General features: G+C 45.5%; 9 protein-coding genes. All 9 read left to right on the forward strand.

Annotated features, from left to right (window positions below; genetic code table 11):
• Positions 1-74 precede the first annotated feature (74 nt).
• The 9 genes from CBR65_RS03305 to CBR65_RS03345 all read left to right on the forward strand — a co-directional run bounded on the left by CBR65_RS03305 (position 75) and on the right by CBR65_RS03345 (position 24,432).
• The gene (locus CBR65_RS03305; RefSeq protein WP_087465525.1) at positions 75-15,053 is read left to right on the forward strand and encodes a filamentous hemagglutinin N-terminal domain-containing protein; all 14,979 of its coding nucleotides are present in this window, start codon (positions 75-77) and stop codon (positions 15,051-15,053) included.
• A gap of 180 nt (positions 15,054-15,233) precedes the next feature.
• Positions 15,234-17,084: a ShlB/FhaC/HecB family hemolysin secretion/activation protein gene (locus CBR65_RS03310; RefSeq protein ID WP_157671957.1), complete on the forward strand. Its 1,851-nt coding sequence runs from the start codon at positions 15,234-15,236 to the stop codon at positions 17,082-17,084.
• Between the two features lie 357 nt (positions 17,085-17,441).
• Complete coding sequence (locus CBR65_RS03315) at positions 17,442-17,924, forward strand: type VI secretion system tube protein Hcp (RefSeq protein WP_087465527.1); 483 nt, start codon at positions 17,442-17,444, stop codon at positions 17,922-17,924.
• Positions 17,925-18,060: 136 nt separating this feature from the next.
• Entirely contained in the window at positions 18,061-20,067 is a 2,007-nt protein-coding gene (locus CBR65_RS03320; protein ID WP_087465528.1) for a type VI secretion system Vgr family protein, read from the forward strand.
• A gap of 9 nt (positions 20,068-20,076) precedes the next feature.
• The gene (locus CBR65_RS03325; RefSeq protein WP_087465529.1) at positions 20,077-20,649 is read left to right on the forward strand and encodes a DUF6484 domain-containing protein; all 573 of its coding nucleotides are present in this window, start codon (positions 20,077-20,079) and stop codon (positions 20,647-20,649) included.
• A gap of 45 nt (positions 20,650-20,694) precedes the next feature.
• On the forward strand, positions 20,695-21,687 hold the full coding sequence (locus CBR65_RS03330; protein ID WP_087465530.1) for a DUF2169 domain-containing protein: 993 nt from the start codon (positions 20,695-20,697) through the stop codon (positions 21,685-21,687).
• An 18-nt stretch (positions 21,688-21,705) separates the two neighbouring features.
• Entirely contained in the window at positions 21,706-22,086 is a 381-nt protein-coding gene (locus tag CBR65_RS03335; RefSeq protein WP_087465531.1) for a DUF4150 domain-containing protein, read from the forward strand.
• Between the two features lie 10 nt (positions 22,087-22,096).
• Positions 22,097-23,368: a TIGR02270 family protein gene (locus CBR65_RS03340; protein WP_087465532.1), complete on the forward strand. Its 1,272-nt coding sequence runs from the start codon at positions 22,097-22,099 to the stop codon at positions 23,366-23,368.
• Positions 23,368-24,432: a hypothetical protein gene (locus CBR65_RS03345; RefSeq protein ID WP_087465533.1), complete on the forward strand. Its 1,065-nt coding sequence runs from the start codon at positions 23,368-23,370 to the stop codon at positions 24,430-24,432. The genes CBR65_RS03340 and CBR65_RS03345 overlap by 1 nt, the downstream gene beginning before the upstream one ends.
• Positions 24,433-24,442 lie beyond the last annotated feature (10 nt).

Consider the following 24,442-nt stretch of genomic DNA (forward strand, 5'->3'; position numbering starts at 1 on the left):
CCATCTTTTCATTTATCAAATAGATCCTTTAACTAAAGCCTTTTAGCGCTATTACTTACCCAAAAAATCACTTTATGAAAAAGAATATCCAAACCCGCAAGACCCTGTACCTGGCAATAACTGCTGCATCACAACTAATACTGATACCCGAGGTATTAGCTGGCCCGGAAGGCGGACGGGTTGTTGGTGGAAGTGGCACAATTGATCAATCAGGGTTGAATACGACGATTCAGCAGCAAACAGACCGTATGGCAATTGATTGGCAAAGTTTTAATGTGGCTGCTGATGAGCGGGTGCAGTTTATTCAACCATCATCTTCATCGCTCTCTCTTAATCGGGTATTGAGTCACACGGGTTCAGAGATTCATGGTCGCATTGAGGCTAATGGTCATATCTTGCTGGTGAATCCAAATGGTGTTTTCTTTGGTGAAAATTCACACATCAATGTTGGCGGCATGATTGCCAGTGGGTTAAGCATAGATCCGGCAGATTTTATGAATGGTGAATTCACGTTGACTGCTCTGGAGGGAAGCGAAGGCAAGGTAATTAATTCCGGCATTATAAATGCGGCAACAGGTGGTTCAGTTTCCCTGATTGGGCAACAGGTAAAAAACGAAGGCGTGATTTCGGCAAGGCTGGGTGCAGTGAGCCTGGCGGCGGGTAAGGAAGCTGTCATAACCTTCGACCAGCAAGGGCTGGTAGGTGTACGGATTACCAAAGAAATTTTGCAGGATGAGTTAGGTGTTGATGCAGCGCTAATCAATAGCGGCGAGATTTCTGCGGAGGGCGGCAGGATTCTGTTAAGCGCCAGCATGAGTCAGGATATATTCTCTCAGGCGGTGAATCATGGTGAGTTGAATTCTGCAAGCAGTGTGGTGATGCATGAGGATGGCAGTTTCACCCTGGGCGCAGGCGCGGATGTGATTAATACCGGCTCACTTGATGTGTCCAGCAACCTCGGTGATGCAGGGCAGGTTGTGGTTATCGGGGAAAATATTACCCACAGTGGTCAGGTTCGCGCGAATACGGATAGAGGCAACGCCGGGAATATTGAATTACACAGTGTTGACACAACACGTCTCACGGAATCCGCAAATATAGTGGCAGAAGCAGAAGCTGCGGGTACCGGCGGTAAAATCAAAATCCTGGGTAATAAAGTCGGGCTATTCGATGAAGCCCAAATAAGTGCTTCAGGTACTCATGGTGGTGGTGAAGTGTTAGTTGGCGGTGATGAAAGCGGCACTAACACACGCATTCGTAACGCTGATTTTATTTATGTTGGGCAAGATACACAGGTTAATGCTGATGGGATATTGGATGGCCATGGAGGAAAAATTATTACCTTCGCTTCGGATACTGCCCGCATTCATGGTGAATTGAGTGCGCGTGGTGGTGAGTTTAGTGGTAATGGTGGGTTTATTGAAACTTCGGGATTAAAAGGGTTTGAATTATCCAGCACACCTCGGATATCCAGCCCCGCGGCAAATGGTGGGACATGGTTGATTGATCCATACAGCATCGCCATCTCCGGTAGCGACACCAACAACATACCTGTAGTAGATAATGTCTTCACTTCCTCAGAAACAGGTTCTGTCGTATATTTTGATACATTAAAAGCCGTTTTAAATGACGCGGGAAACGAAGGTGTTGTAATTATCAGAACGGGAGCTGGTGGTAATGGCGAAGGAAATATTTCTCTTCTCAGTAATATTGAATATGACATAGCTCAAGGAGATACTACTACATTACGCTTAGAAGCTCATAATAATGTCGTTTTTGGAAATAATCGTTATATAAGAAATGCTTCTGATAATTCAGGTAAATTAAACATTGAGTTAATCGCTAACCTTGACGGCGACACCAGCAATGGTGGCGACATTATTTTCAACCAAGGAAGCTATATAAGAACTTCTGGCGGCTATTTTTCTGCTGGTGTCAGATTTGATACTAATGAACAAGGCGAATTGGTTGCTCGACCAGAGGATATAGCAACACCCAAAGGAAATGATTTTCTTGCTTATGCAAATAATAACGATGACTTCGCTACTATTGATACCTCAACCGGGACTGATGATATAGGTGGTACCGTTATCATTAATATGGGAGGAGATGTATCAGCGGGTTCCAGTATTGTAACGGGTGGTGCAGGATTTACTGTTCTCGCTTCTTTCAGTTTTACCAATAATTTTAACGATGCAACCATCAACACCTCCAATAATTTTGGCGGTGGAGACATTACTATTAACTCCACTGGCGATGTGAATCTTGGCGCGGTTGATTTTAGCTATCTTTATACAAATGAGGCTGTGCGCTCAGGATCGGTAACTGTCGGATCTGGTGGCGATGTTTATTTGCATGAGAACATCGATTTTAACAACACTGAAATTCGTGGTGATGTTGATCCCAATAATGGTGAGGATTCGTCCTTAGTAATTACTTCTGTTGGTGATATCAATATTATTGGCTCAATTACTGATTCCCATGGAACCGATGACAGGGATATCTTTGATATAACACTCGACGCTGGCGGTGCTGTTGATATTCAGGGCTCCATTGCGACTTCTGGTGGTAATGTCACAATTCTTAATTCAGCTTCTGTGACTACGGCGGATGATGGCGGGGCAAGCATTAGTACACTCGGTACTTACGAGGACGCTACTACCTTTTATGGCAATGTGGTTATTAACTCCACTGGTGCAGTTTCAATCGGCTCTGCCATTGATACGGCGGGCGGTACCTTTACCGTCAATTCTTCTTCTGAGTTTTCCAATAACTTTAATGATGGAGATGCACTAATCAGTACTGGTGGTGGTGTATTTTCAGTGACGTCCTCTGGTGCAGTTTCCATTGGATCGACCGTCGCGACCAGCGGTGGCGACTTTGTTGTGGTCGAATCCGGCTCCTTTAACAGTAATATAAATGACGCTTATATTGATACATCCACATCGTCATCTGCACCCGTTGGAGCCGGAGGCGGAGATATCCAAATAAATGCCAATGGTAATATTATCCTTGGTCTGATGGACTTTACTTATGCCGCTACCACAAATGATAACGATACGGTAAGGGTCGGTTCAGTTACCGCGACAGCGGGAGGAAACATAACGCTAGCGAGATTACTTAACTATAACGACACAGGGCCAAGGGATGTTGATGCAGAAGGAACCTTACCAAATCATGGAGAAGAAGTTTTCATCGATTTCTCTGCGAATGGCGATATTAATATTGATGCCTTGATCTACGATCGTATTGGTGATGCACGTGATTTGATGGAAGTCAGGTTGGCTGCCGATGCGGATAATACTAATACTGGCACCGTGAATATCAATGCAGATATTTACACATCTGGCGGAACCTTCACTGCCTCCGGGAACATCTTTGACTCATCAGGTTTTGTGGTCAATACAGATCATGCCAATAGTGGTGAAGGACCTGAACCTGGTAACCAAACGCTTCAAGAAGAAGCAACCTGGTCAGACGGCGGTGATATCACCATATCAGCATCATCATCAATTACTTTAGGACAAATGGTTACAGATTCAGATTGTCTTGAGGCAACGATTTGTACAGGAAACTTGACAGTTCAAGGCCGTGTAGCTGGTGCAGACTCTCCAAGCATTAGCCAAACTGAAAGCTTATCGGTAGCGGGATCGCTAACCGTTGATGTTGGAGCTGGTAGTGTAACCCTAACAGACACATCAAACAGCTTCACTGGGCCGCTTATTTTTAATAATGCAGGAACCGTTGAGTTGGTTAACGGCAATGATGCTGGAACGGTTATTGGCCAATCGACGATTGATGGAGGGTTTACACTGACCAGCGGCGGCGAAGTGACACAGTTTGATGACACGGTTTCGTTAACGGTGTATGGGCAAACGTCACTCAGCGCAGACAATAACAGTATCAATCTATCCAATGAGGCTAATGATTTCGTTGGTGTAATTAATGTTTCTTCTGTGGGTTCGCTAGTGCTTTCAGACAGTAATGATTTGAGCATTGGCGATATCAATACAAGTGGTAACTCAACGCGCGTAACCGGAGATATTACCCTTTCGGCTGGTGGCAACCTTGTAACTGGCGCTATTACAGCAAATGGTCCGACAGGTAATACGTCAAATCGCGATGGAGGGCAAGTCACACTCTCCGCCAATAATAATATTGAGATCGCAAGTATTTCTGCTATCGGTGCAGAAGGGCTGAACGATTCTGGCAACAGAACGGGAGGGAATGGTGGTACGGTATCCATTGTCTCCACTAACGGTTTGGTTGACGTGGTAACTATCAATACCGATGGTGGAAATGGGCACGAATCTACAGGTAACAATAACAGAAATGGTGGCCAAGCTGGCAACATCATAATAACAGCACAAGCTCCAGCACAACATATAACACTAAATGGAAACTTGTCCTCCCAAGGTGGGCTAGCGGGTAACCCGAACCATCAAAATGGCACAGGTGGTAATATAAATTTCAGCGGCTCAGTACAACTAGCTAATAATATAACCATCGATGCAGGCGTTAAAGAAAATGCTACCGGTGATGTGGTTCTAGGAAATATTGTTTTTAACGGCATACTTAATTCTGATAACAGCGCCCCACGGAATCTTAATCTCGTCGCAAACGATATTACTTTTAGAGAAAATGTTGGTGAGGTTAATCGGCTAGGTCTCCTGGATGTAAATGCTATTAGCGATGTGACCGCGCAATCAATGGACGCGGAGCTACGCAGTCTAAATGCAAGTACCCTGATCGCATTAGCCACAGGTTTTTATACCGGTGATATCAATACCTTCGCAGAGCTTCCTGATACAACAGGCGGGTCCATCACCGTCGCAGCAGAAGATATCAGTATCGGTGCTATGAATTCATCAGGTACCGGAGTTGCCAGTGGCGGTTCTATTTCTGTTACGGCGTCAGGTGAAAATGCGTCCATTACACTAAATGGCGACATAAATGCACTATCTGGTGATAACAGCGCTCAAGGTAATGTTGATATAACACTGGCATCGGCGGGCTCCGTTTTTCTTAATCCTGCTAACTTTTTTACATCAATGATTAACATCATTGGCAGTAGCGGTGATGACACACTGCACGGCTTTGATATTGATAGTAGGTGGACGATCCTTAGCGATAATCAAGGAAACATAGGTAATGGCAATATAGACTCGGTTTCTTTTAGTGACATCGAGCATCTTGTTGGTGGTAGTGGTATTGATACCTTTTCGTTAAACGCTGATATCACAGGGTCCATTGATGGTGATGACGGTAATGATGTTTTTAATATCGCAAGTAATGTGACATCAGCATTAATGGGCGGCGACGGTGATGATGCCTACAATATACTTTTAGGCGGCATTACCGCTGACATTGATGGTGGAAGTAACGGCAATGACACCGTCAAAGGTTTCAATGATGCAATAAACACGAATTTCTGGACGCTCACTAACGCAAACGCTGGCACCTTGATAAATAACGGAGCTACCATCAATTTTTCAGGTATAGAGACTCTTGATGGCGGGACAGGAAACGATATTCTACAAGGACGAAACCAGCTTAATAACTGGCAAATTACAGGTAATAACGAGGGCACACTTGCTCAACGACTTGAAACGCCGCCCGATACCATCAATTTCTCTGCCATAGAAAACCTCAGCGGTGGCAATCTAAACGATTATTTCACCTTTGGTACATCAGGATTTATCTCTGGCTTGTTAACCGGCGGTGGAGGCTCAGAAAATGCTGTTACGGGGCGTGACGCTGAGAATCAATGGAATATTACAAGCGCTAATGAAGGCGCAATATCAGACCTTTCTTCCAGCTCAGAAGAAGTATATCTGGCTAGCTTTCAGAATATTCAGGTTTTAAATGGTGGGTCAGATATTGATACATTTGTGTTGAATGGCGGCAATGTAGCGCAAATCAACGGCGGCGGTTCTGTGGATTCTCTACAAGCTGATAATTTATTGAATACCTGGGTGTTGGTTTCACCCACCTCAGGCACATTGGAAACTGCGGCTCCAGATAGTTACTTACTGAGTTTCTCCGACGTAGAAAATCTTAATGGCAACAATCAGATAGATACCTTTATCTTTGCCATGGAAGAAGAGTACAACGGTATTATAGATGCCGTAGGCGATGACAACATTGTCAGTATCGCTGAGGATGTCAACGCGAATATTGCGATTGTATTGGGCGAGAGTATTAATGGTGTCTTGAATGCTGACATCGTGATGGGCAATGGTCTGGGATCTATCACGGTCCAGGGTGATGCGGCCGACGTCCATACCTGGGAAGTTAATGATGTGGGGCAAATTGTTGCAGAAGCTGATGGCGAAAATGATGGCCTGGTTTCCAATAACAATGGGGATAATATTCGCTTTATTGATTTTGCAAATTTAATTGGCAGCGAAGCTACTGACAATTTTTCAATTTTTGACGGCGCTTCAATTACCGGGACGATTAACGGCGGCTCTGGTTCTTCAGTTAACACATTATCCAATAATACGTCTAATAGCACCTGGGTTCTCATTGGTAGCCGTCAAGGCGATCTGACAAACGACTCCAATTCCACTATCGCTGAATTTACCAATATTCACACACTCATCGGCAGTGGATCAGATTCTCTCGTTGGACGTAATCAAACTAACGACTGGCAAATTAATGCCTCAAACGGTGGCTACGTTCAAATTAACGGCAGCTCTGCGGATCGCGTTGAGTTTTCTGGTATGCAGAATATCACCGGTGGAGCCGGCAATGATTATTTTACATTTTTAAATGCCGGTATTATTGAAGGTACGGTGACTGGTGGTAATGGAACGGATACTCTTATTTCCCGTAACACAACAAACATATGGCTTATTGATGGTGTAAATCAAGGACGAGTGACCGACGAAATTGCCAACCCATTGGAACCCTACGCTAAATTTCAGGGAGTTGAAAATCTGGTTGGAGGTAGTAGTTCTGATACATTTTCATTCTCTAACAATGGCAGTATTGTTGATGCGGATGGTGGCGATGGAATCGATTCCATCAGTTTTGCAGGCATTGAAAATGTCGTTGTGACTTTGGGTACAGCAACTCTTAATGGTGTACGCGGTATCGAGCAATTTATTGGCAATGGAGCAACCAGCACATTAAAAACAGCTAATACAACGGGAACTAATACCTGGACGATCTTTGATTTTGATACAAGTAATGCGAGTGATCCAAAAATAGACGGATTGGATGACGGTGAAGTGAATCTTGCGGATGGCTCAAGTATAACCTTTATTGATTTCAGTAATCTGGAAGGCGGTTCTGGTACAGATATCTTTACATTTGATCATGAAAATTCTGGATCTATTACTGGTAGCGTTTCAGGTGGTGCTGACGGTGACAGCACAATAATTGGTAGAAATACAACTAATACCTGGCAGCTTTCAGGTGCGGGAAATAGCCTTGGCGTTACCGATGGCGCGACTTATGTTGCATCTTTTTCCGGAATCCAAACTATTCAAGGTGGCAATGATGTAGACATCTTTGCCATCAATAATGCCTTTGCCGGCAGCGTTCTTGGTGGTGCTGGTGATGATGTATTCCATATCAATGCATCAGTAGATGAATTATTTGGCCAAGATGGGAATGATCAGTTTAACTTTACCAGCGTAAATAATAGTGGCCATACATCTTACATTGACGGAGGGGTAGGGCAAAACATATTGAGGGGACGCAATATCGCTACAACATGGCAGTTTACTGGCACTGCCAACTATCTCGTTAGCAATGATAATTTTATATATGTAGAAAATTTCTCCAATATTCAAACGCTGCAAGGTGGTAATGCTAATGACACCTTTGTTATTGATGATGACTTTGGAGGAAATATCTATGCTGGTGCAGGAGCCGATGTTTTTATCATTAATGCATCTTCGACTAATTTATTTGGTGAAGATGGCGACGATGATTTCGATTTTACAAGTACCAATAACGCAGGCAGCGCAAGCATTATAGACGGTGGTGGTGGCGAAAATACGCTTCAGGGGCGCCACACATCAACCACCTGGAATTTGAACAGTGGCGCTAATAGTCTCAGTGTCAGTGGCTCAGGGACACCTTATGTTACAAGTTTTTCGAGCATCCAGCTGGCACAGGGCGGAAATGCTATTGATACCTTTAATATCAACAGCAACTATCTGGAAAGCATTGCTGGTGGCGGCAACGCGGATATCTTCTATATTAATGCGGAGGTTAATAACCTATACGGCGAATCAGGCGATGATCAATTCACGTTTTCGGGAATTAATAATGCAGGAATAGCCAACGTCCTTGATGGTGGTACTGGTAACGATATCCTGATTGGTCGCGATATGGTAACGGTGTGGGCCTTGAACACGAGCAATACCTTAACTGCAGGTAGTGATATTTATGTTGGCGGCATTGTAGCAATCGAAACACTTCAAGGTGGGGATGCAGTAGATACTTTCAATATAGAGAATGATCTGTTCAACAGCATCCTCGGCGGTGCCAACAACGACATATTTAATATTAATGCCTTAGTCAACTCTATCTCCGGCGAAGCTGGCGATGACCAGTTTATTTTCTCTTCCGCAAACAATGCCGGTAGTGCCGATACTCTGGATGGCGGAAATGGTAACGATATGTTGGTTGGGCGCAATACAGCCAATAGCTGGCTTATTGACGATATTGGTAGCAGCTTACGGGTCACCGGCAGCGGTAGTGATTATGTTCAACTGTTTATTGATATGCAGATACTGCAGGGCGGTAACAATACCGACACCTATAATGTAAACGCCGACTTTAGCGGCAATATATTTGGCGGTGCCGGCAATGATGCCTTCAATATCAATGCCACAGTTAACCTTCTCGCCGGTGAAGCCGGTAACGACCAATTCCTGTTCAACAGCTCCGACAACGCAGGGAATGCCACCAGCATTCAAGGTGGCGATGGCGAAAACACGCTGGTAGGACGTAACCTCGCGAACACCTGGAACATTGCAGCAAGTGGCAGCCTGCTGGGAGCTACCAATGGAATCACCTATGTTGCCTCCTTTGAAGACATCCAACTCTTGCAAGGTGGCAGCGCGATTGATGAGTTCAATATTAATAGTGTGTTTAATGGCACTATCTTTGGTGGTGATAGCAATGATCTGTTCGTTATTAATGCCGCCGCCGACACCCTGCGGGGGGAAGATGGCGATGACCAGTTTATTTTCTCCAGTGTAAGTAATGCCGGAAGGGCTGAACGCATTGTGGGCGGCAACGGGGATGACACCGTGATTGGGCGTAATGCCACCAACAACTGGAATCTGACAACGGCTGGTAACAGTCTGGCGGATTCTACTAACACATATGTGACCGCATTTGAAGATGTGGATATTCTTCAGGGTGGCAGCGCAGTTGATAATTTCCTGATTGATACAGCATTTGATGGCGAAATCCGCGGCGGAAGTGGCGATGACCTTTTCAGCATTAACGCATTTGTAAATTCGTTGTTTGGTGAAGCAGGGAATGATCAGTTTGAGTTCTCCAGCGTGGGCAACGATGGCAGTACCAACAGCATTAATGGCGGCGACGGTGAAAACAGATTAATTGCACGTAACCTCAACAACACCTGGAATCTTTCAAGCGGTAATAATCTTGGCGTCAGTGGTGATGAAACCTATGTGGCCGACTTTATTAATATTCAAATACTCCAGGGTGGCAATGCCATTGATCAGTTTCTAATTAACGCCGCATTCAATGGCAATATTTACGGCGGTGATGGTAACGATATTTTTACAATTAATGCCGATGTTAATTCGGTAGACGGCGAGGGTGGTGATGATGAGTTTACCTTCGCCAGTATTAATAATGCCGGGGCCGCAGACAGCATCGATGGTGGAGCGGGAACTAACATATTACAAGGAAGAAACGCGGATACTACCTGGACGCTAACAGGAAGTTATTCTGGCAGCCTTGCTGAAGATCAAAGTACTACCAATTATGTCTCCTTGTTTAACAACATTCATACCCTGGAAGGCGGCACCGCAGAAGACACCTTGATAGGTCAGAATCAAACAAATGAGTGGAGTATCGACGATGTAGATGCAGGAAGTGTAGGTCTATCAATTACCGATACCACATTGCATCTTGTATTCACCGGCATGGAGAATATTGTCGGTGGTCGTGACCAGGACAATTTTGTTTTTAGCACGATAACCAGCGATATTACCGGCCTGATAGATGGCGGAACCAACGGTAATAATCTGATTCAGGATACGCTTGATATCAGCGTCCTCGATCAGGCGATCACGGCAGAGCTTTTTGACAGCGACACCGACAATCTCCACGTTATGAATATGGAGCAGATTATTGCTTCAGATAGCTATGCCGAAAATAATTATCTCTATGGCGCCAGCGACCGCGCGTATATCTGGACCATTGACGATGTCAACGCAGGCAGTGTTGCCCGTGTTGATTCACCTTCGTATGAAAGCACCACCCGCTTCGTTAATTTCGGTCAACTGCGCGGAGGGGAAAACAATGATCGATTTGAAGTCATTACTGGTGGCTCAATCGCAGGCACAATTCATGGTGGTGATGGCGAAGGTATAGACTTCGCGGATTATTCAAACACCAATTCCCACGTTACTGTTGCTCTTGGTGGCGATGGTTCATTAGGTGTAACAGGCATCAATGGTATAGAGGGTGTTGTTGGCAATAACGGCGGCTCGGGTGATGCACAATTTAACAGTGTCATGGGGATTACAAGCGGCAATAATGTCTGGACTATCGGTAGTTTTGACTCAGTAACGGATGGCATCAATGATGGTCAGATTGCTATCACGCTGGGTGATGGATCGTCCAAAATCATTTCTTTTGAGAATTTCAATATTCTCAGCGGCGGCTCCGGTAACGATGAGTTTAACTTCTCCCGTGCCGATAACAACAACGGGTTGCTATTGGGTTACATCAACGGCGGTATGGGCACCAATACGTTTAATGCTGCTATTTCCGCTAACAACCCATCAGCGTCTACCGCTGATCAGGTGATACATATAAAAAATGCTCCACTGGATTTAAGTAACCTTGATACCTTTGCTCCCGTTCAAAATATTACTCAGGTTTTTGGCTTCGCCAGTATTACGGCTAATGCTGATACGAATAGCATATTAGCCAGTGCTGAAAGTGCTAATACGTGGAACATCAATGCTAATGGCACTAATAACCTGGCCACAGATGACCGCCAAATTGCTTTCTCAGGCTTTGCCAATCTGATTGGCAGTACGGCAGTGGATACCTTTTATATCCGCTCACTTGAAAGTCCATTGCGGTTAATTGATGGCGGCTCCGACATAAGTATTGATACGGTTGATTTCTCGCAGCTGGATATCAATACCTCCGTGATCGTTGGTGTAGGCGAAACAGTATCGGCTGATATTAATATTCTCGACATCGAAAGGGTGAACGCACATAACCATGCCAGCAATGAATTGGTTAGTGATGCAGCAACAAATGTATGGCGGATCACTGACGCCAATACAGGTTCACTCAATGCGGACTTGATGTTTTCCGGTTTTGCAAACCTGACAGGCACAATTGGCGATGACAGTTTTATCTTCGCTGACGAAAATGCCAGCTTGTCGGGTGTCATGGATGGTGGTGTGGGAGCTGGGTTGGATACGCTCGATTTGACTGCTTTAAATCGCGACGTCAGTTTGCAATTGACTGAAGACGCGGCACTTGATGGCGAGATGCGCATTATAAATTTGGAGCAGGTTGAGGCTAACAGCGACTTTGTAAACACCTTACTGGCAAGTAATGCCGATAATACCTGGTCGATATCAGGAAATAATATCGGTAGTCTGAGCAATGAAAGCAGCGAGATCAACTTTATCGGTTTTCGGAACCTGGTCGGCGGTTCCGGTAATGATCAATTTATTTTCTACGAGCTGGGTTCGCTGGATGGGTTTATTGACGGTTCTACCCAGCCAGGCGATGGCGAAGACAGCCTTGATATGAGCCGGCTGGGCAGTGTTGATATACTCCTGGCCGATTCGGGTTTGGGATACCGTGGTATCGAGCGGGTTATTGGTAATGATCAGGACAGCACGATAAGGCGTCAGGGTACCAACACCTGGAATCTAATGGGACAAAACAGCGGCAATATCAATGGCACCGTCATTTTCGAAGGTTTCACTGCGCTGGTTGGTGGAGAAGGAAACGATCAATTCAATTTAACGCAAGGTAGCCTGGCCGGTTCCGCTTCTGGCGGAATGGGTAACGATACCTTCACCTTGGGTTATGGTGTGATCTCTGGCGGCATTTACGGTGAAGGTGGTGATGACCTATTGGAAACCGTTGTTGCATCAGGCACGACCGGAACAGTAAATTTTTCTGGCGGAACAGGTAATAACAGCCTGACCACAACGGGTGGTGGTGCAGGTTTTACTGCACAACACACGTTTACTTCAGATCGAAATGGGCAATTGCGTTATCTGGATAGTGCAAATAATGGTTACACCATTAGCTATTCCGATGTTACCGGAATTCTTGACAGTACAACCGCAACATCGCTAACAATAAATACAACGGCGACTGCTGATAACATCGTGTTACGCAACCGTGCTTATACGTTTAACGACACGACTTCTGTGACGTATAACAACAAGAATAATTTAGTGGTTGCTGCATCATTGGATGACCAGGTCATCGTCAGTGGTGCCGTTAATATTCCGCAATTACTCACGATCCAGGACGCGCAAGTATCTTCTACCTCGGGTGGTTCAATTGTCGCTGCAGGCTTACGCCTGGACGGTACAGCCGCCGTGGGTAGCGAAAATAATCGCGTTAATGTTAACGTCAATGATCTGTACATAAGATCCACCAGCGGTGCCGTTTATTTGAATGAACAAAACACATTGAATATCAGTGAGTTTTCAGCCAACGGGTTAATTGACTTACGGCTTGATGGTGATCTCACATCTTCTATCGCTTTATCCTCTGCCCATGGCTTTAATGCGGTCTCCACCAACGGTAATTTAATTCTGGATAAAGAAAACGCGTTAAGCGGAGCCCTGAATCTTTCTGCATCAGGTGATATCAATTTACGCAACCTGACGGCTACCAACATTGCCAATATCAGTGCGCGACAATTAACTATCAATTCGAATGGTGTTATTAACGGTAATGGTTTAATCGAGATTAGCGGGTTATCTAATTTTGTATCAGGCGGCAATATTAATCTGGCTAACCGTGAGCACAATTTTAACTCCGTACAGATTGGTTCTGCAGCGGGTGTATCGATCAACAATATCGATACGCTTAACCTCATCGGGGTGGCGGCTTCGGGAACGGTTAATATCAATGCGCAAGGTGTTAATGCCAATAGCGCTATTTCGGCAAACAGCCTGATATTGAATGGTGGTCAAGGTGCTGTCACATTGACCAGTAATATTGACGTGGCTGGTGAAGCCACTATTAGCGGGCAAAGCCTTTCCGTTGCCGGCGATATTGTCGCATCAAGCATTCAATTAAATGCACAGGGCGAGACCTTGTTGAATGGAGAGCTTAATACGGGCAACGGCCAGGCCATCGCGGTTAACGCAAATAATATTGTGCAAAATGGACGGATCATCGCCGGTACTGATGTGCGGCTTACTGCTGTCGAGGGGCTTACCCAGAACGCTAATATTGCTGCAAGTAACCGAATCATCCTGGAGGCCGGTACAGATTTACTTATGAGCGGATCTTACACAACGCAAGCTGATACTATTGACGTTACCGCGGGCGGCATCCTGAATATGAATATGCTCACTGCTGAAAATGGTATCCGTGTAGAGGGTGGCGCAATTACCCAACAGGGCAATTTGTCTACGGCTAACGGGGATATCAATGTAGCAGGCTCAAACTTTGCCATGAATTCCGGTGTAAGCTTAACTGCAGCCACAGGTGCTATCTACATAAATTCAGATGCGGATTTGCTTGCACGAGATATCAATGCGGGTACCGATATTTCACTTGCGGCGCTAGGCGATGTCCAACTTAATGAAAACCTTGTTGCACGTGCGGGCGCAATAGACATTCAAGGTCGGAATATTGATCTTGCAGGTGATCTCTCAGCAGAAACGGACATTAATATTGTGTCGACTACCGGGGCACTTCAGCAACAAGGGCTCTTGCAGTCACAGCAAGGTAACATTGCAATTGATGTTGACGGTGATCTGGTCATGGCGGGGAATAGTGAAACACAAGCTGCCGGCAGCATTATCTATCAGGCAGCCAATATTGCCGTAACCGGCATGAAAACTGAAGCTGGCGCGGTAACCTTAACGGCGCATCGCGGCGCGGTGACCGACAGCAATGGGGAGAATGTCAATGTAACGGCGCAGCGGCTAGTAATCGATGCAGAAACGGGCATTGGAGCCAGTGACGTCATTGAAACTTTGGTAAGTGAATTATCTGTTAGCAATAACCAGGGTGATATTCGTTTGCAGAACAGCCAGGAAGTCACAGTTGATCGACTTCGCTCCAATGGAAATATCGTCTTCAACAATCTTTCCGGTAGCGTTACGCTTGATAATACAAACGGTTTGCTTTTCAGCCGCAATGAGCCTGATGCAAGAGCGGCAGGCGGTACCATGAATGCCAATTATGATATTGGTACCTTAACAATCAATGTGGCGCAGGGTGATTTGGCTGCAATCAATACACCTAACCTGAACAACCCTGATATCGTTGCTCGCAATGCAGCGTTGATTGCACCCACGGGCAATATTGGCAGTCCAGGCCGGCCTCTTGTCATTTATGTGAAGGATTCATTATTTATTGGTGGTTTGAGAAGTTGGTCGCCTTTATGGGGCTTTGATACCGCACCGCAGTTCGTAGAGAATACATCCACCATTCAAGGAAACCTGTCTGACCTGTTGGCCTCAGGCAACGAACAGTTGGTTGCGGTAGAAACGCTTGAAGAAGTGAACCCTGCTATCTTCACCAGTGTGCGTAACTATTTCTATGATGACATCTCAATTCTTCTGCCTCGTGACCAGTTATATTATGATGACGAGTATGAATAATCGTTAACGCGATGCAGGCTCGCGCGCTTTTACGAGATTTTTCATCCCTGATTAACAATAGCTAAATTGTGAGTTTGATTTTACATGTGTCAACAAAAAGCACGTCATTCGGAAGATATATCGCTTTTTCCCCGATTGAAATGGACAACCAAGATAAGTGGCAACCTGTTTGGTTTTATCATGTTGTTCTGTTCCGCGACAGCTACCGCTGGCTTTCTGGAAATGCCGGATACAACGGAAGTGCCGGAATTTGAACGGGACAGTATGCTGCTTGATATGGATATCCCACCGGTTAGAGAGCGTGACCCGGACCCCCAGGCCGGCCCGCGTCTTAATGTAAAAGAGTTCCGCATCCAGGGGCTGATCGAATACCCTGACTTGGGTATTACCCGCGAAAGCATCATTGAGCAAGTGGAATCGATCCGATTTGACATGATGGATGAGGGGGAATTGCTCGATTCCGGATACAGCATTGACGAACTGAGTGAAGTATCGGACCTGATAGCCGAAATCGAAAAAGAAACCGAAGGGCGTCACGTAGGCCCATTGGAAGTACAGCGCTTGGTATTTCTGATTCGTGAACAGCGCCGGCAGCGCGGTATTACATTGGGAATGATCGAAACTGTTGCGAACACGATTACGCGGTACTACAGAGAACGCGGTTTTATACTGGCTAAAGCTTACATTCCGCAGCAACATGTGCGCGATGGTGTGGTTACACTAACGCTGTTGCTGGGGGAGCTGGGCGAGGTAGAGGTCCAAAACAATCAGCGTTACTCCGACAAAACCATCGAGCGTACCTTTAAGAGCTTACTGGCTGAGCCGGTAACAAATGACCGCATTGAAGAAAAGCTCTTTCTTACCAATGACCTTCCTGGCCTTTCCGCTCAAGGGTATTTCGAACCTGGTTCGCAGGTTGGTGATACTAAGTTAAATGTTAATGTCACATCGGAACGTTGGTACGATGCCAATGTTCGCGTTGATAACCATGGTTCCGAGCGTTCCGGGGAATATCGCCTCTACACCGATTTTCTGCTTCACAATCCCCTGGGTATTGGTGATCAATTGCATATTGGCCTTCTTGGCTCCTTTGCACCGGAAAACTCCACGTATGGCTCAATCCGCTATAACACCATCGTGATAGATCCCAGAATCAAATTTTCGGTAGGCGCCTCCACCAATGACTTCGTATTGGGCAGTGGTAACGCTGAAACTGAGGGCGCGAGTCTGGATATCGCTGGTAAATCCTCAGTAATTGACACCTCCATCAAGTACCAGTTTAAACGGAGCCGGGTTAAAAATTATGCAATAGGACTCGCCGCATCCCAAATTGAATCTGAGATCGATCTAGGCGAAGTTAACAGCGACTTCCTTGATGATGAAGTGAGAAATATCGAACTCTTTTACGAGTTTGATGTGCTAAACGAAAAAAGCAGGATTTTGCACCAGGGTAATCTTACCTTGTTGGCAAGTGATTTCGTTAAAGGAGCGGAGGAAGAGCAGGAAGAGTCCGCGGCGATTTTCTCGTTCGATTACTCGATGTTGACCTTTATGAAGGTGCCTTTTACGTCGGTAGAGAGTAGGGTGGTGCTCAGGGCCTCCGGCCAATACTCCGGCGTACCGTTAGCCTCGGTTAATCAATACTCCCTTGCTGGTCCGACGCGCGCGCGCGGTTATGTTGTTAACGAGTATTACGCCGACGATGCGCTATACCTGGGCGCTGACTGGATATTCAAGGGATTGTCATTAGGCGGGCTTAAGATTGGCGGGGAACGCTTTGAAAATTTAATGCAGCCATTCCTCTTCATGGACTACAGTTATGGCCAGGCGCATCCACTTCAGGAGGGGTCTGACGGCACCGAGGCGCATCTGGGTGACGTTGGCTTTGGGTTGAAGCTTAATTATCTCCTGAACTTGCGCGGTAACCTTGTTTTTGCTGTGCCGGTGCATGCAAGCAATAGCGGTCTTGAGGATGGCGAAGAACCCGGTGATGGCATGAACATGTACTTTGATTTTCAATACGCATTTTAAGAAGGTTTGATTGTCGCAATTTTCATTATCCGTCAATGAGCATTGAGGTGGCTTAGTGTGCCATAGTTCTCACTTTTAGCCGGTTTTAGCGCAGAAATATTTACCTGCAATCGAGTTGTAAATTTTTCTGACTATCGTTAATAACTGTTTTTTTTGCGGGTTATATCGATTAGGAAAAAGCGCCATCAAAACGTTGTTTGAAAGAAGAAACTGGGCTAGCATTCGCATATTGCACCAACTTACTCACGTGCATTAAGGCTGAATTTAGCTTGTTAAATTGGTAATTGATACGATGCCTTTGCGGAGTAGAAATTATCGTAATCTGTGTGGTACTTAAGAAAGGTAAGGAGAAAGTAAATGGCAATTTATGTTGAATATGAAGGCATCAAAGGAAATGTGACTGCTGACGGTTACAAAGACCACATTTCTGTTCAATCTCTTCAGTTCGGTGTTGGTCGCGGTATTTCTATGGAGCCAGGTAATCTGTCCAATCGCGAAGCAACTCGTCCCACTATCAGTGAAGTAACTATGACCAAGCCTGCTGACACTTCAGCAACTGCCTTGTTCAAAGAAGCTGTTACTGGCTCAAGCGGTAAGAAAGTCACCATCAAGTTTGTACAAACTGGTGCTGACAAGGTTGTAGAGTTCATGACCTACACCCTGGAAGACGTATTGGTAAGCGGCTACTCTGTTTCTGCAGACGGCGAGAGCGATCCAATGGAATCAATCTCTCTGAGCTTCTCCAAAATCATGGTCAACTATAACGACTACGATAAGACTAACAAGTCTGCGAATCCGCAACGTGTTGGTTACGACTTGACTACTGCCAAGCCGCTGTAATTTAAGTTGTTATAAAGTAAAGTGCCCTGAAGGCGTTGTCTTCAGGGCTCTTTTCTGTCTGAGCTCGCAATTTAATTGCGGGGCAAGGATGATCCCGACGCTTCCCTCGTGAAGGTCATATTGAGGTTGCTATCCTATGAGTCAACTCACTCAAGAAAATAGACTTATTTCAATCACTGACTTTTCTTTAGGAAAAGACACGTTTTTGCTGACTGCTTTTGAAGGTGTCGAATATATCTCGGGCCTGTTTGAATTCAATATCGAAGTCCTCTCCGAAAACCTCGAAGTAGATCCTGACAACATTGTCGGTAAAACGGCCACCGTCACCATCCAGAACGATCAGGAACGTAAATTTAACGGCTATATCAAATCATTTACCTTCGGCGAGGTGAAAGCAAATAATCTTCGTCAATACCGAATGGTTATGGTGCCCTGGCTATGGTTCTTATCGCAGACCAATGATCACCGCATCTTTCAAGAAAAAAACACCAAAGAAATTGTTTCGCAAATCTTCAATGATCTCGGCTTCTCCGATTTTGATTTTAAAGCCGCAGGCGGAAATAAGCGGGAATATTGTGTTCAGCACAATGAAAGCGACCTGAATTTTATCTCTCGTCTGCTCGAAGAAGATGGTATTGCCTACTATTTCGAGCATGACGATAAGAAACACAAGTTGGTCCTGGTGGATCAGCAAAATGCTTACACAGACGTAGCAGAAACTAATCTCGAATACTCCAAAGGTAATACACCCAATACACAAATTACGGCGTGGGAACATATTTACCTGTTCAAAAAGGGCAAGTGGTCATTAAATGACTACAACTTTAAAGAGCCCAAGAAAGACCTGAACGCTAGCACCAAGACCAAAAGCCAGTTCGCCAAAAATGATACCTTCGAACATTATGAGTATCCTGGTTTGTACGATACGACCATGGGTGCGGATCTGGTAAAAATTCGTCTTGATGCAGAAGAGGTTGATCGTAATACCGTAAAAGGTTCAAGCGATTGCAGTAGTTTCTTTGCCGGCGGTAAATTCAAAGTTGCCAAACACGCAACCAGCTCAGAGAAGGGCAGTTATATCCTCGCACGAGTATTCCACAAGGCACACGACAACAGCTATTTTTCAGGTAGTGACGGCAGCTCTGATTATAAAAACGATTTTATCTGTATTCCTTCCGATGTTCATTTCAGACCCAGTAATGAACATAAGAAACCGGTGATGAAAGGACCACAATCTGCTTTGGTTGTGGGGCCTGCTGGTGAAGAGATCTACATCGACGAACACAATCGTATCAAAGTGCAGTTTATCTGGGACCGTGAAGGCAAGAAGGACGAAAACAGCTCTTGTTTTGTGCGCGTAATGCAGGCGTGGGCCGGTAATCAGTGGGGTTCCTCTTTCATCCCCAGAATTGGACACGAAGTTATTGTCAGTTTCCTGGACGGTGATCCGGACCGCCCTCTGGTAACGGGTTCTGTCTACAATGGCTGGAACAAGCCGACCTATCCATCCAAAACCCAAAGTGGTATCAAAACCCGATCAACAAAAGACGGTACTCCGCAAAACTTCAATGAACTGCGCTTTGAAGATAAAAAAGGCGATGAGCAGATTTACGTGCACGCGGAAAAGAATTTTGATACCCAGGTTGAAAACGATCAAACCCTGACGGTCGATCACGACCGGACCAAAACCATTGGCAACGATGAAAACTCGTCAATTGGTAACGATCGCAATAAATCTGTCGGCAATAATCAAACCGAAAGTATCGGTAAAAATAAAACCATTGATGTTGGTGAAAACCATACAGAATCAATCGGTAAAAATATGTCGCTCAGTGTGGGCAAGAATATCAGTATTGATATTGGGGAAAACCACACTGAGACCATCGGCAAGAATATGACGATTTCCGTCGGCAAGGATCTTAGTGAGTCTGTAGACGGTAAGTACACAGAAAGCGTTACAAAGGAATATGCCTTAACAGCCAAAACAATTACCCTTCAGGCGGATGATCAGATCACATTAAAAACTGGCTCAGCTTCGATTGTCATGAAGAAAAATGGGGACATTACTATCTCAGGAAAAAACATTAATGTTAAAGGATCTGGGAATGTTGTTCTTAAAGGCAGCAAAATCACTAACAACTAGTAAAACGTCATGACCAAAACGGTGTTGGAAAACTCAAATGAATATGAAGTCTTCGCTGAAGCCACCGCTCCGGCTTTGGCTCCAGGCGAAATAGTCTTGGGTTATCTCAAAGGAATTGACTCAAATGGCAACCCATTGGTGATCTATCCGCAACTGCCAAGTGACAATCCGGCAGGCGCAGTGTCAACAGTCCCGGTAACTCAACAGCATATTGGCCGTCAAGTTGCTCTATTGTTTGCGAAAGGTGATTATCAGCAGCCGGTGATTATGGGTTTTATTTATAGCCCACTGGATGACTTGCTGGAAAATTTTTCCTTCACAGAGGTAGAAGCAGTTTCAAGCACAAATGCTTCTGCTTACGCCACAGATCCCGTTGAGCATAGCTCCAAAACTGATCTCGAAACGGTGAGGGTGGATGGAGAAAGGGTTGTTATAGAGGGCAAAGAAGAAATTGTCCTGAAGTGCGGCGAAGCCAGCATCACGTTAACCAATACCGGAAAAATTCTGATTCGTGGAAAGTACCTGCTCAGTCGATCCAGTGGCGTTAATCGTATTCTTGGCGGCTCAGTTCAGGTCAATTAATAGAAATTCGTCAGTACTGTCAGATTTCCAATACGAGCCCGCCACATGTTACAGCTCAAAAATAACACCCCCTTTTCTGCTGCCATTGCGCTCTTCCCTAATGAGCAAGGAATTGAGACGTTATACACGATTGTTAAAGCATCTTTTCGCATCGGACAGCAATGGACCTTGATGGATGAGCAGGCGCCTCCACAACAGGAAGATATCTTTTGGGGTGAGCCTGGGGAATCAAGCTTGCGGCTACCGTCAGACTACCACCCAGGTAAAGCCGCGACGGATGTAATAATGATCGGGCAGGCCTGTGCACAGGAACAGAAACCGGTCAGGCAACTGGATGTTGGCTTGAGTGTAGGTTCCATCGGTAAAACTGTGCGCGTTTTTGGTGATAGGTTTTGGGATCGTGGATTAATTTCATCGCCTGATGTGTTTATGGTTATGCCGGTTATCTATGAACGTGCTTTCGGAGGCAAGGACATTCTGGAGGGGCAGGTACGGGCGGCAGAGCTGCGCAATCCCGTCGGTGTGGGATTCCAGGGAAAACGTGATAGTGCCGACATGGAGAGCTCCCCCTTGCCTAACGTTGAATGCCCTCGGCAGCTCATTCAGTCACTTAAAGATAATCCTGCTCCTGCTGGTTTTGCCCCTATAGCATCTAACTGGCATTCCAGAGTGGCTTATGCAGGTACTTATGATGAGGCGTGGTCGCAAAACAGGGCTCCATATTTGCCCCTTGATTACGACAAGCGTTTTATGAACTCAGCCCATCCTGACTTAATTTATCCGGGATTTTTACAAGGCGGAGAACCTGTTCGGATTTTCGGTATGCACCCATCTGGCGAATTAACTTTTAATCTTCCCAATCTTGTGTTGCGGAATAAAATTGAGGTGGCGAATCAGGTTGAGGAAGGCAATTTTATGATGGAGTCAGTTATTATCGAGCCGAATCAGTTACAGTTGTCTATGGTTTGGAAGTCTGCTTTCATCTGTGGAAGGAACGCCAGAAAAATCAATCAAGTATCTGTGGGTATGCAGAGATAATGTATCAGGGGAGGGCATATGGCTCAAACAACTTTCGCTAACACCAGAGGGATTGCTCACAAGGGCAGTGGAGGTTTGAGCATCGTCTTCCCTGATGTGTGTAAAACGCCTACGCCTGGTGGGCCGGTACCGATTCCTTATCCCAATATAGGAAAGGCATCCGATACAAGTAAAGGGCCTAAATCAGTAACCACCGACAAGAAAATGCCGATGGTGAAAGGGGCCCAGTACTCCCGCAGCAGCGGCGATGAGGCGGGTACGGTAAAGGGTATTATCAGCAGTGATCAAATGGGCGTTTGTGAATTCATGATGTATTCATTTGATGTCAAATTTGAAGGAAAGAATGTCTGCCGAATGGGTGATCCCTTGTTCCACAACAAAAAAAATATCATGGGTTAACTGAACAACAATGAATGCAGTTATGGATGCTCCAGGTAAATCCAATAATGCCTATCAGCATGTCTACGAACAATTTTTGATTGACGGTGCTTTTTTATGGCTGTTGCGTTCTATTGCAGTTAACCAGCCGCACTACAAACAGCAGGATTTACTTGAGCTTGAACAGCGTATAGATGCACAGCTAAATGGTCTGATGACTGCGCCGGAACAAGCCTGGAGCATTTGCGAAGAAGCGCTTGTTTCTACGGAAGAGCCGGGCGAAGCGTTTGCCGCTGCTGTGCTTGCTTTTCGGAGCCTGGACATTCAAAAAATTCAGCGCGTCATCGAAATTTCCCTTCCTGCTGAGAATGCTTTTCCTGGTTTGGCGTCGGCATTAGCCTGGTTGCCAGGCCGAATTTGCCATTCATGGATTAAAAAATTTCTCACGAGTAAAGACCTGAATCATAAATACTTAGCCGTCACGGTATGTAGCCTTCGTCGAGAAGATCCGCGTGAGTATTTGGATAAAATACTTCAGAGAGAAGATTGTCTCGCTCATGCCAAGCTGTATGCCCGAGCCATTCGACTGGTTGGCGAACTGAAGCGACGCGATCTTATACCTGCGCTACATCTTGCTATCACATCAGAAAACCCGGAAGTTTCATTTTGGGCTAATTGGTCTGCCGTTATCTTAGGTGATAGAGCCAGGCTGCATAACCTTCAACAGACTGTGCTTAATGATGGGGTATTCCAGAAAAAGGCCATAGATCTTGCGTTCAGGGGGTTACCCATTGAAGACGCCAGACAATGGATTGGATTGTTGGCGAAAGACAAAAAAAATGCGCGAGAAGTGATTTATGCAACAGCCGTATTAGGTGATCCTCAAGCTGTTCCTTGGCTGATTCAGCAAATGCGCATGCCTGAATTTTCACGGGTATCCGGTGAAGCATTCACGACGATAACAGGTATTGAACTTGAGCAAAATGGACTCGCGCTGGAAGCGTTACCCGATCTTGATAATCGATTTCCTGATGACGACATAAATGATAATACCGATTTGGATATGGATGAGCATCTTCCATTCCCCGATGTAGATAAAGTTGCAGCTGTCTGGCAAAAATATCAACAACATTTTATAGCCGGCAAGCGGTATTTCTTAGGTAAAGCAATCGAAATAGAACACCTGAAGCATCAATTTTTGCAAGGGGCGCAACGTCATCGTCGTGCAGCTGCATTAGAGTTGGCGCTACTGCAGCCAGATCATTTCCTACCAAACTACAAAGCCAAGGTAATATTCGATTAATGGGAAATATGATCTATATAGCCGGTATGGGTATGGTTACATCTGTAGGCGCCAATTCGGCAATGACCACCGCTTCAGTCAAGGCAAATATCAGTGCCTATGCATTGTCAGATTATGACAATCAACATGATGAGCCAATCACCATGACGCAGATCCCGAGCGATTTTTTTGATGAGCTGGGGTCTTTATTGAAAAGCGATATTCGAAGCGACCCTTATCAAGCGCGAATCGCCATGATGGCCGTTGCCGCACTGCGTGACCTCTCGCCGGAACACTCAGATGTAATTCCGCTAATTGTTGGAATGCCTGAAGCTAGTACACTAGGCTGCGATGCGCGCAGTATCGTGCAAAATATAACGTTGAATTTTCCAGCTATTTTTGACCAGAAATGGTGTCGCGTTTTACTGTCGGGAAGATCGGCAGCAATCGAGGCCATCCAATTGGCTTATGATTATCTATATCAATCCGACGTGCCCTATGTTCTTATCGGTGGCAGCGACACCTACCATAGTGATGCGCTCATAAGTAAGCTGGATTTGGACGGTCGATTATTAAGCTCTGGTAACTCAGATGGATTCGCGCCTGGCGAAGCGGCGGCTTTCTTATTATTAACTCGCCAGCCAGAACTGGCTCAAGTTCAGAATGGCCACATTATTGCAGTACACAAACCGGCTGTCACCACGGAAACAGGACATATCTACAGCGATACTGCCTATCATGGTGATGGGTTGAGCAACGCATTTCGCCTTGCGCTCGAAAACAGCAAGAGCGATGACACTAACGAAGCGATTCGCTATATCTACAGTAGTATGAATGGCGAAAATTATTGGTCACGAGAGCTGGGCGTAGCCTGCATCCGCAATTCTGATGCGATGAGTAAAGAATTAACAATTATTCATCCGGCAGATTGTTATGGTGATGTGGGAGCTGCGACCGGCAGCTTATTGGTTGCATTAGCCGCAGACAATTTATACAACAATCCGCAGAATCGGCGGCATCTGGTTTATTGTTCGTCGGATACGGAAAAGCGAAGTGCCGTGGTTGTCGAAGCGGTTAATACATAGGGGAGGTGCA

This window comes from Cellvibrio sp. PSBB006, assembly GCF_002162135.1.
GTDB lineage: Bacteria > Pseudomonadota > Gammaproteobacteria > Pseudomonadales > Cellvibrionaceae > Cellvibrio.

Bases quoted from the DNA above. Each gene is read 5' to 3' on its own strand.
- CBR65_RS03335 (WP_087465531.1), top strand. From the start codon at position 21,706: ATGGCTCAAACAACTTTCGCTAACACCAGAGGGATTGCTCACAAGGGC.
- CBR65_RS03330 (WP_087465530.1), top strand. From the start codon at position 20,695: ATGTTACAGCTCAAAAATAACACCCCCTTTTCTGCTGCCATTGCGCTC.
- CBR65_RS03340 (WP_087465532.1), top strand. From the start codon at position 22,097: ATGAATGCAGTTATGGATGCTCCAGGTAAATCCAATAATGCCTATCAG.
- CBR65_RS03320 (WP_087465528.1), top strand. From the start codon at position 18,061: ATGAGTCAACTCACTCAAGAAAATAGACTTATTTCAATCACTGACTTT.
- CBR65_RS03345 (WP_087465533.1), top strand. From the start codon at position 23,368: ATGGGAAATATGATCTATATAGCCGGTATGGGTATGGTTACATCTGTA.
- CBR65_RS03315 (WP_087465527.1), top strand. From the start codon at position 17,442: ATGGCAATTTATGTTGAATATGAAGGCATCAAAGGAAATGTGACTGCT.
- CBR65_RS03305 (WP_087465525.1), top strand. From the start codon at position 75: ATGAAAAAGAATATCCAAACCCGCAAGACCCTGTACCTGGCAATAACT.
- CBR65_RS03310 (WP_157671957.1), top strand. From the start codon at position 15,234: ATGTTGTTCTGTTCCGCGACAGCTACCGCTGGCTTTCTGGAAATGCCG.
- CBR65_RS03325 (WP_087465529.1), top strand. From the start codon at position 20,077: ATGACCAAAACGGTGTTGGAAAACTCAAATGAATATGAAGTCTTCGCT.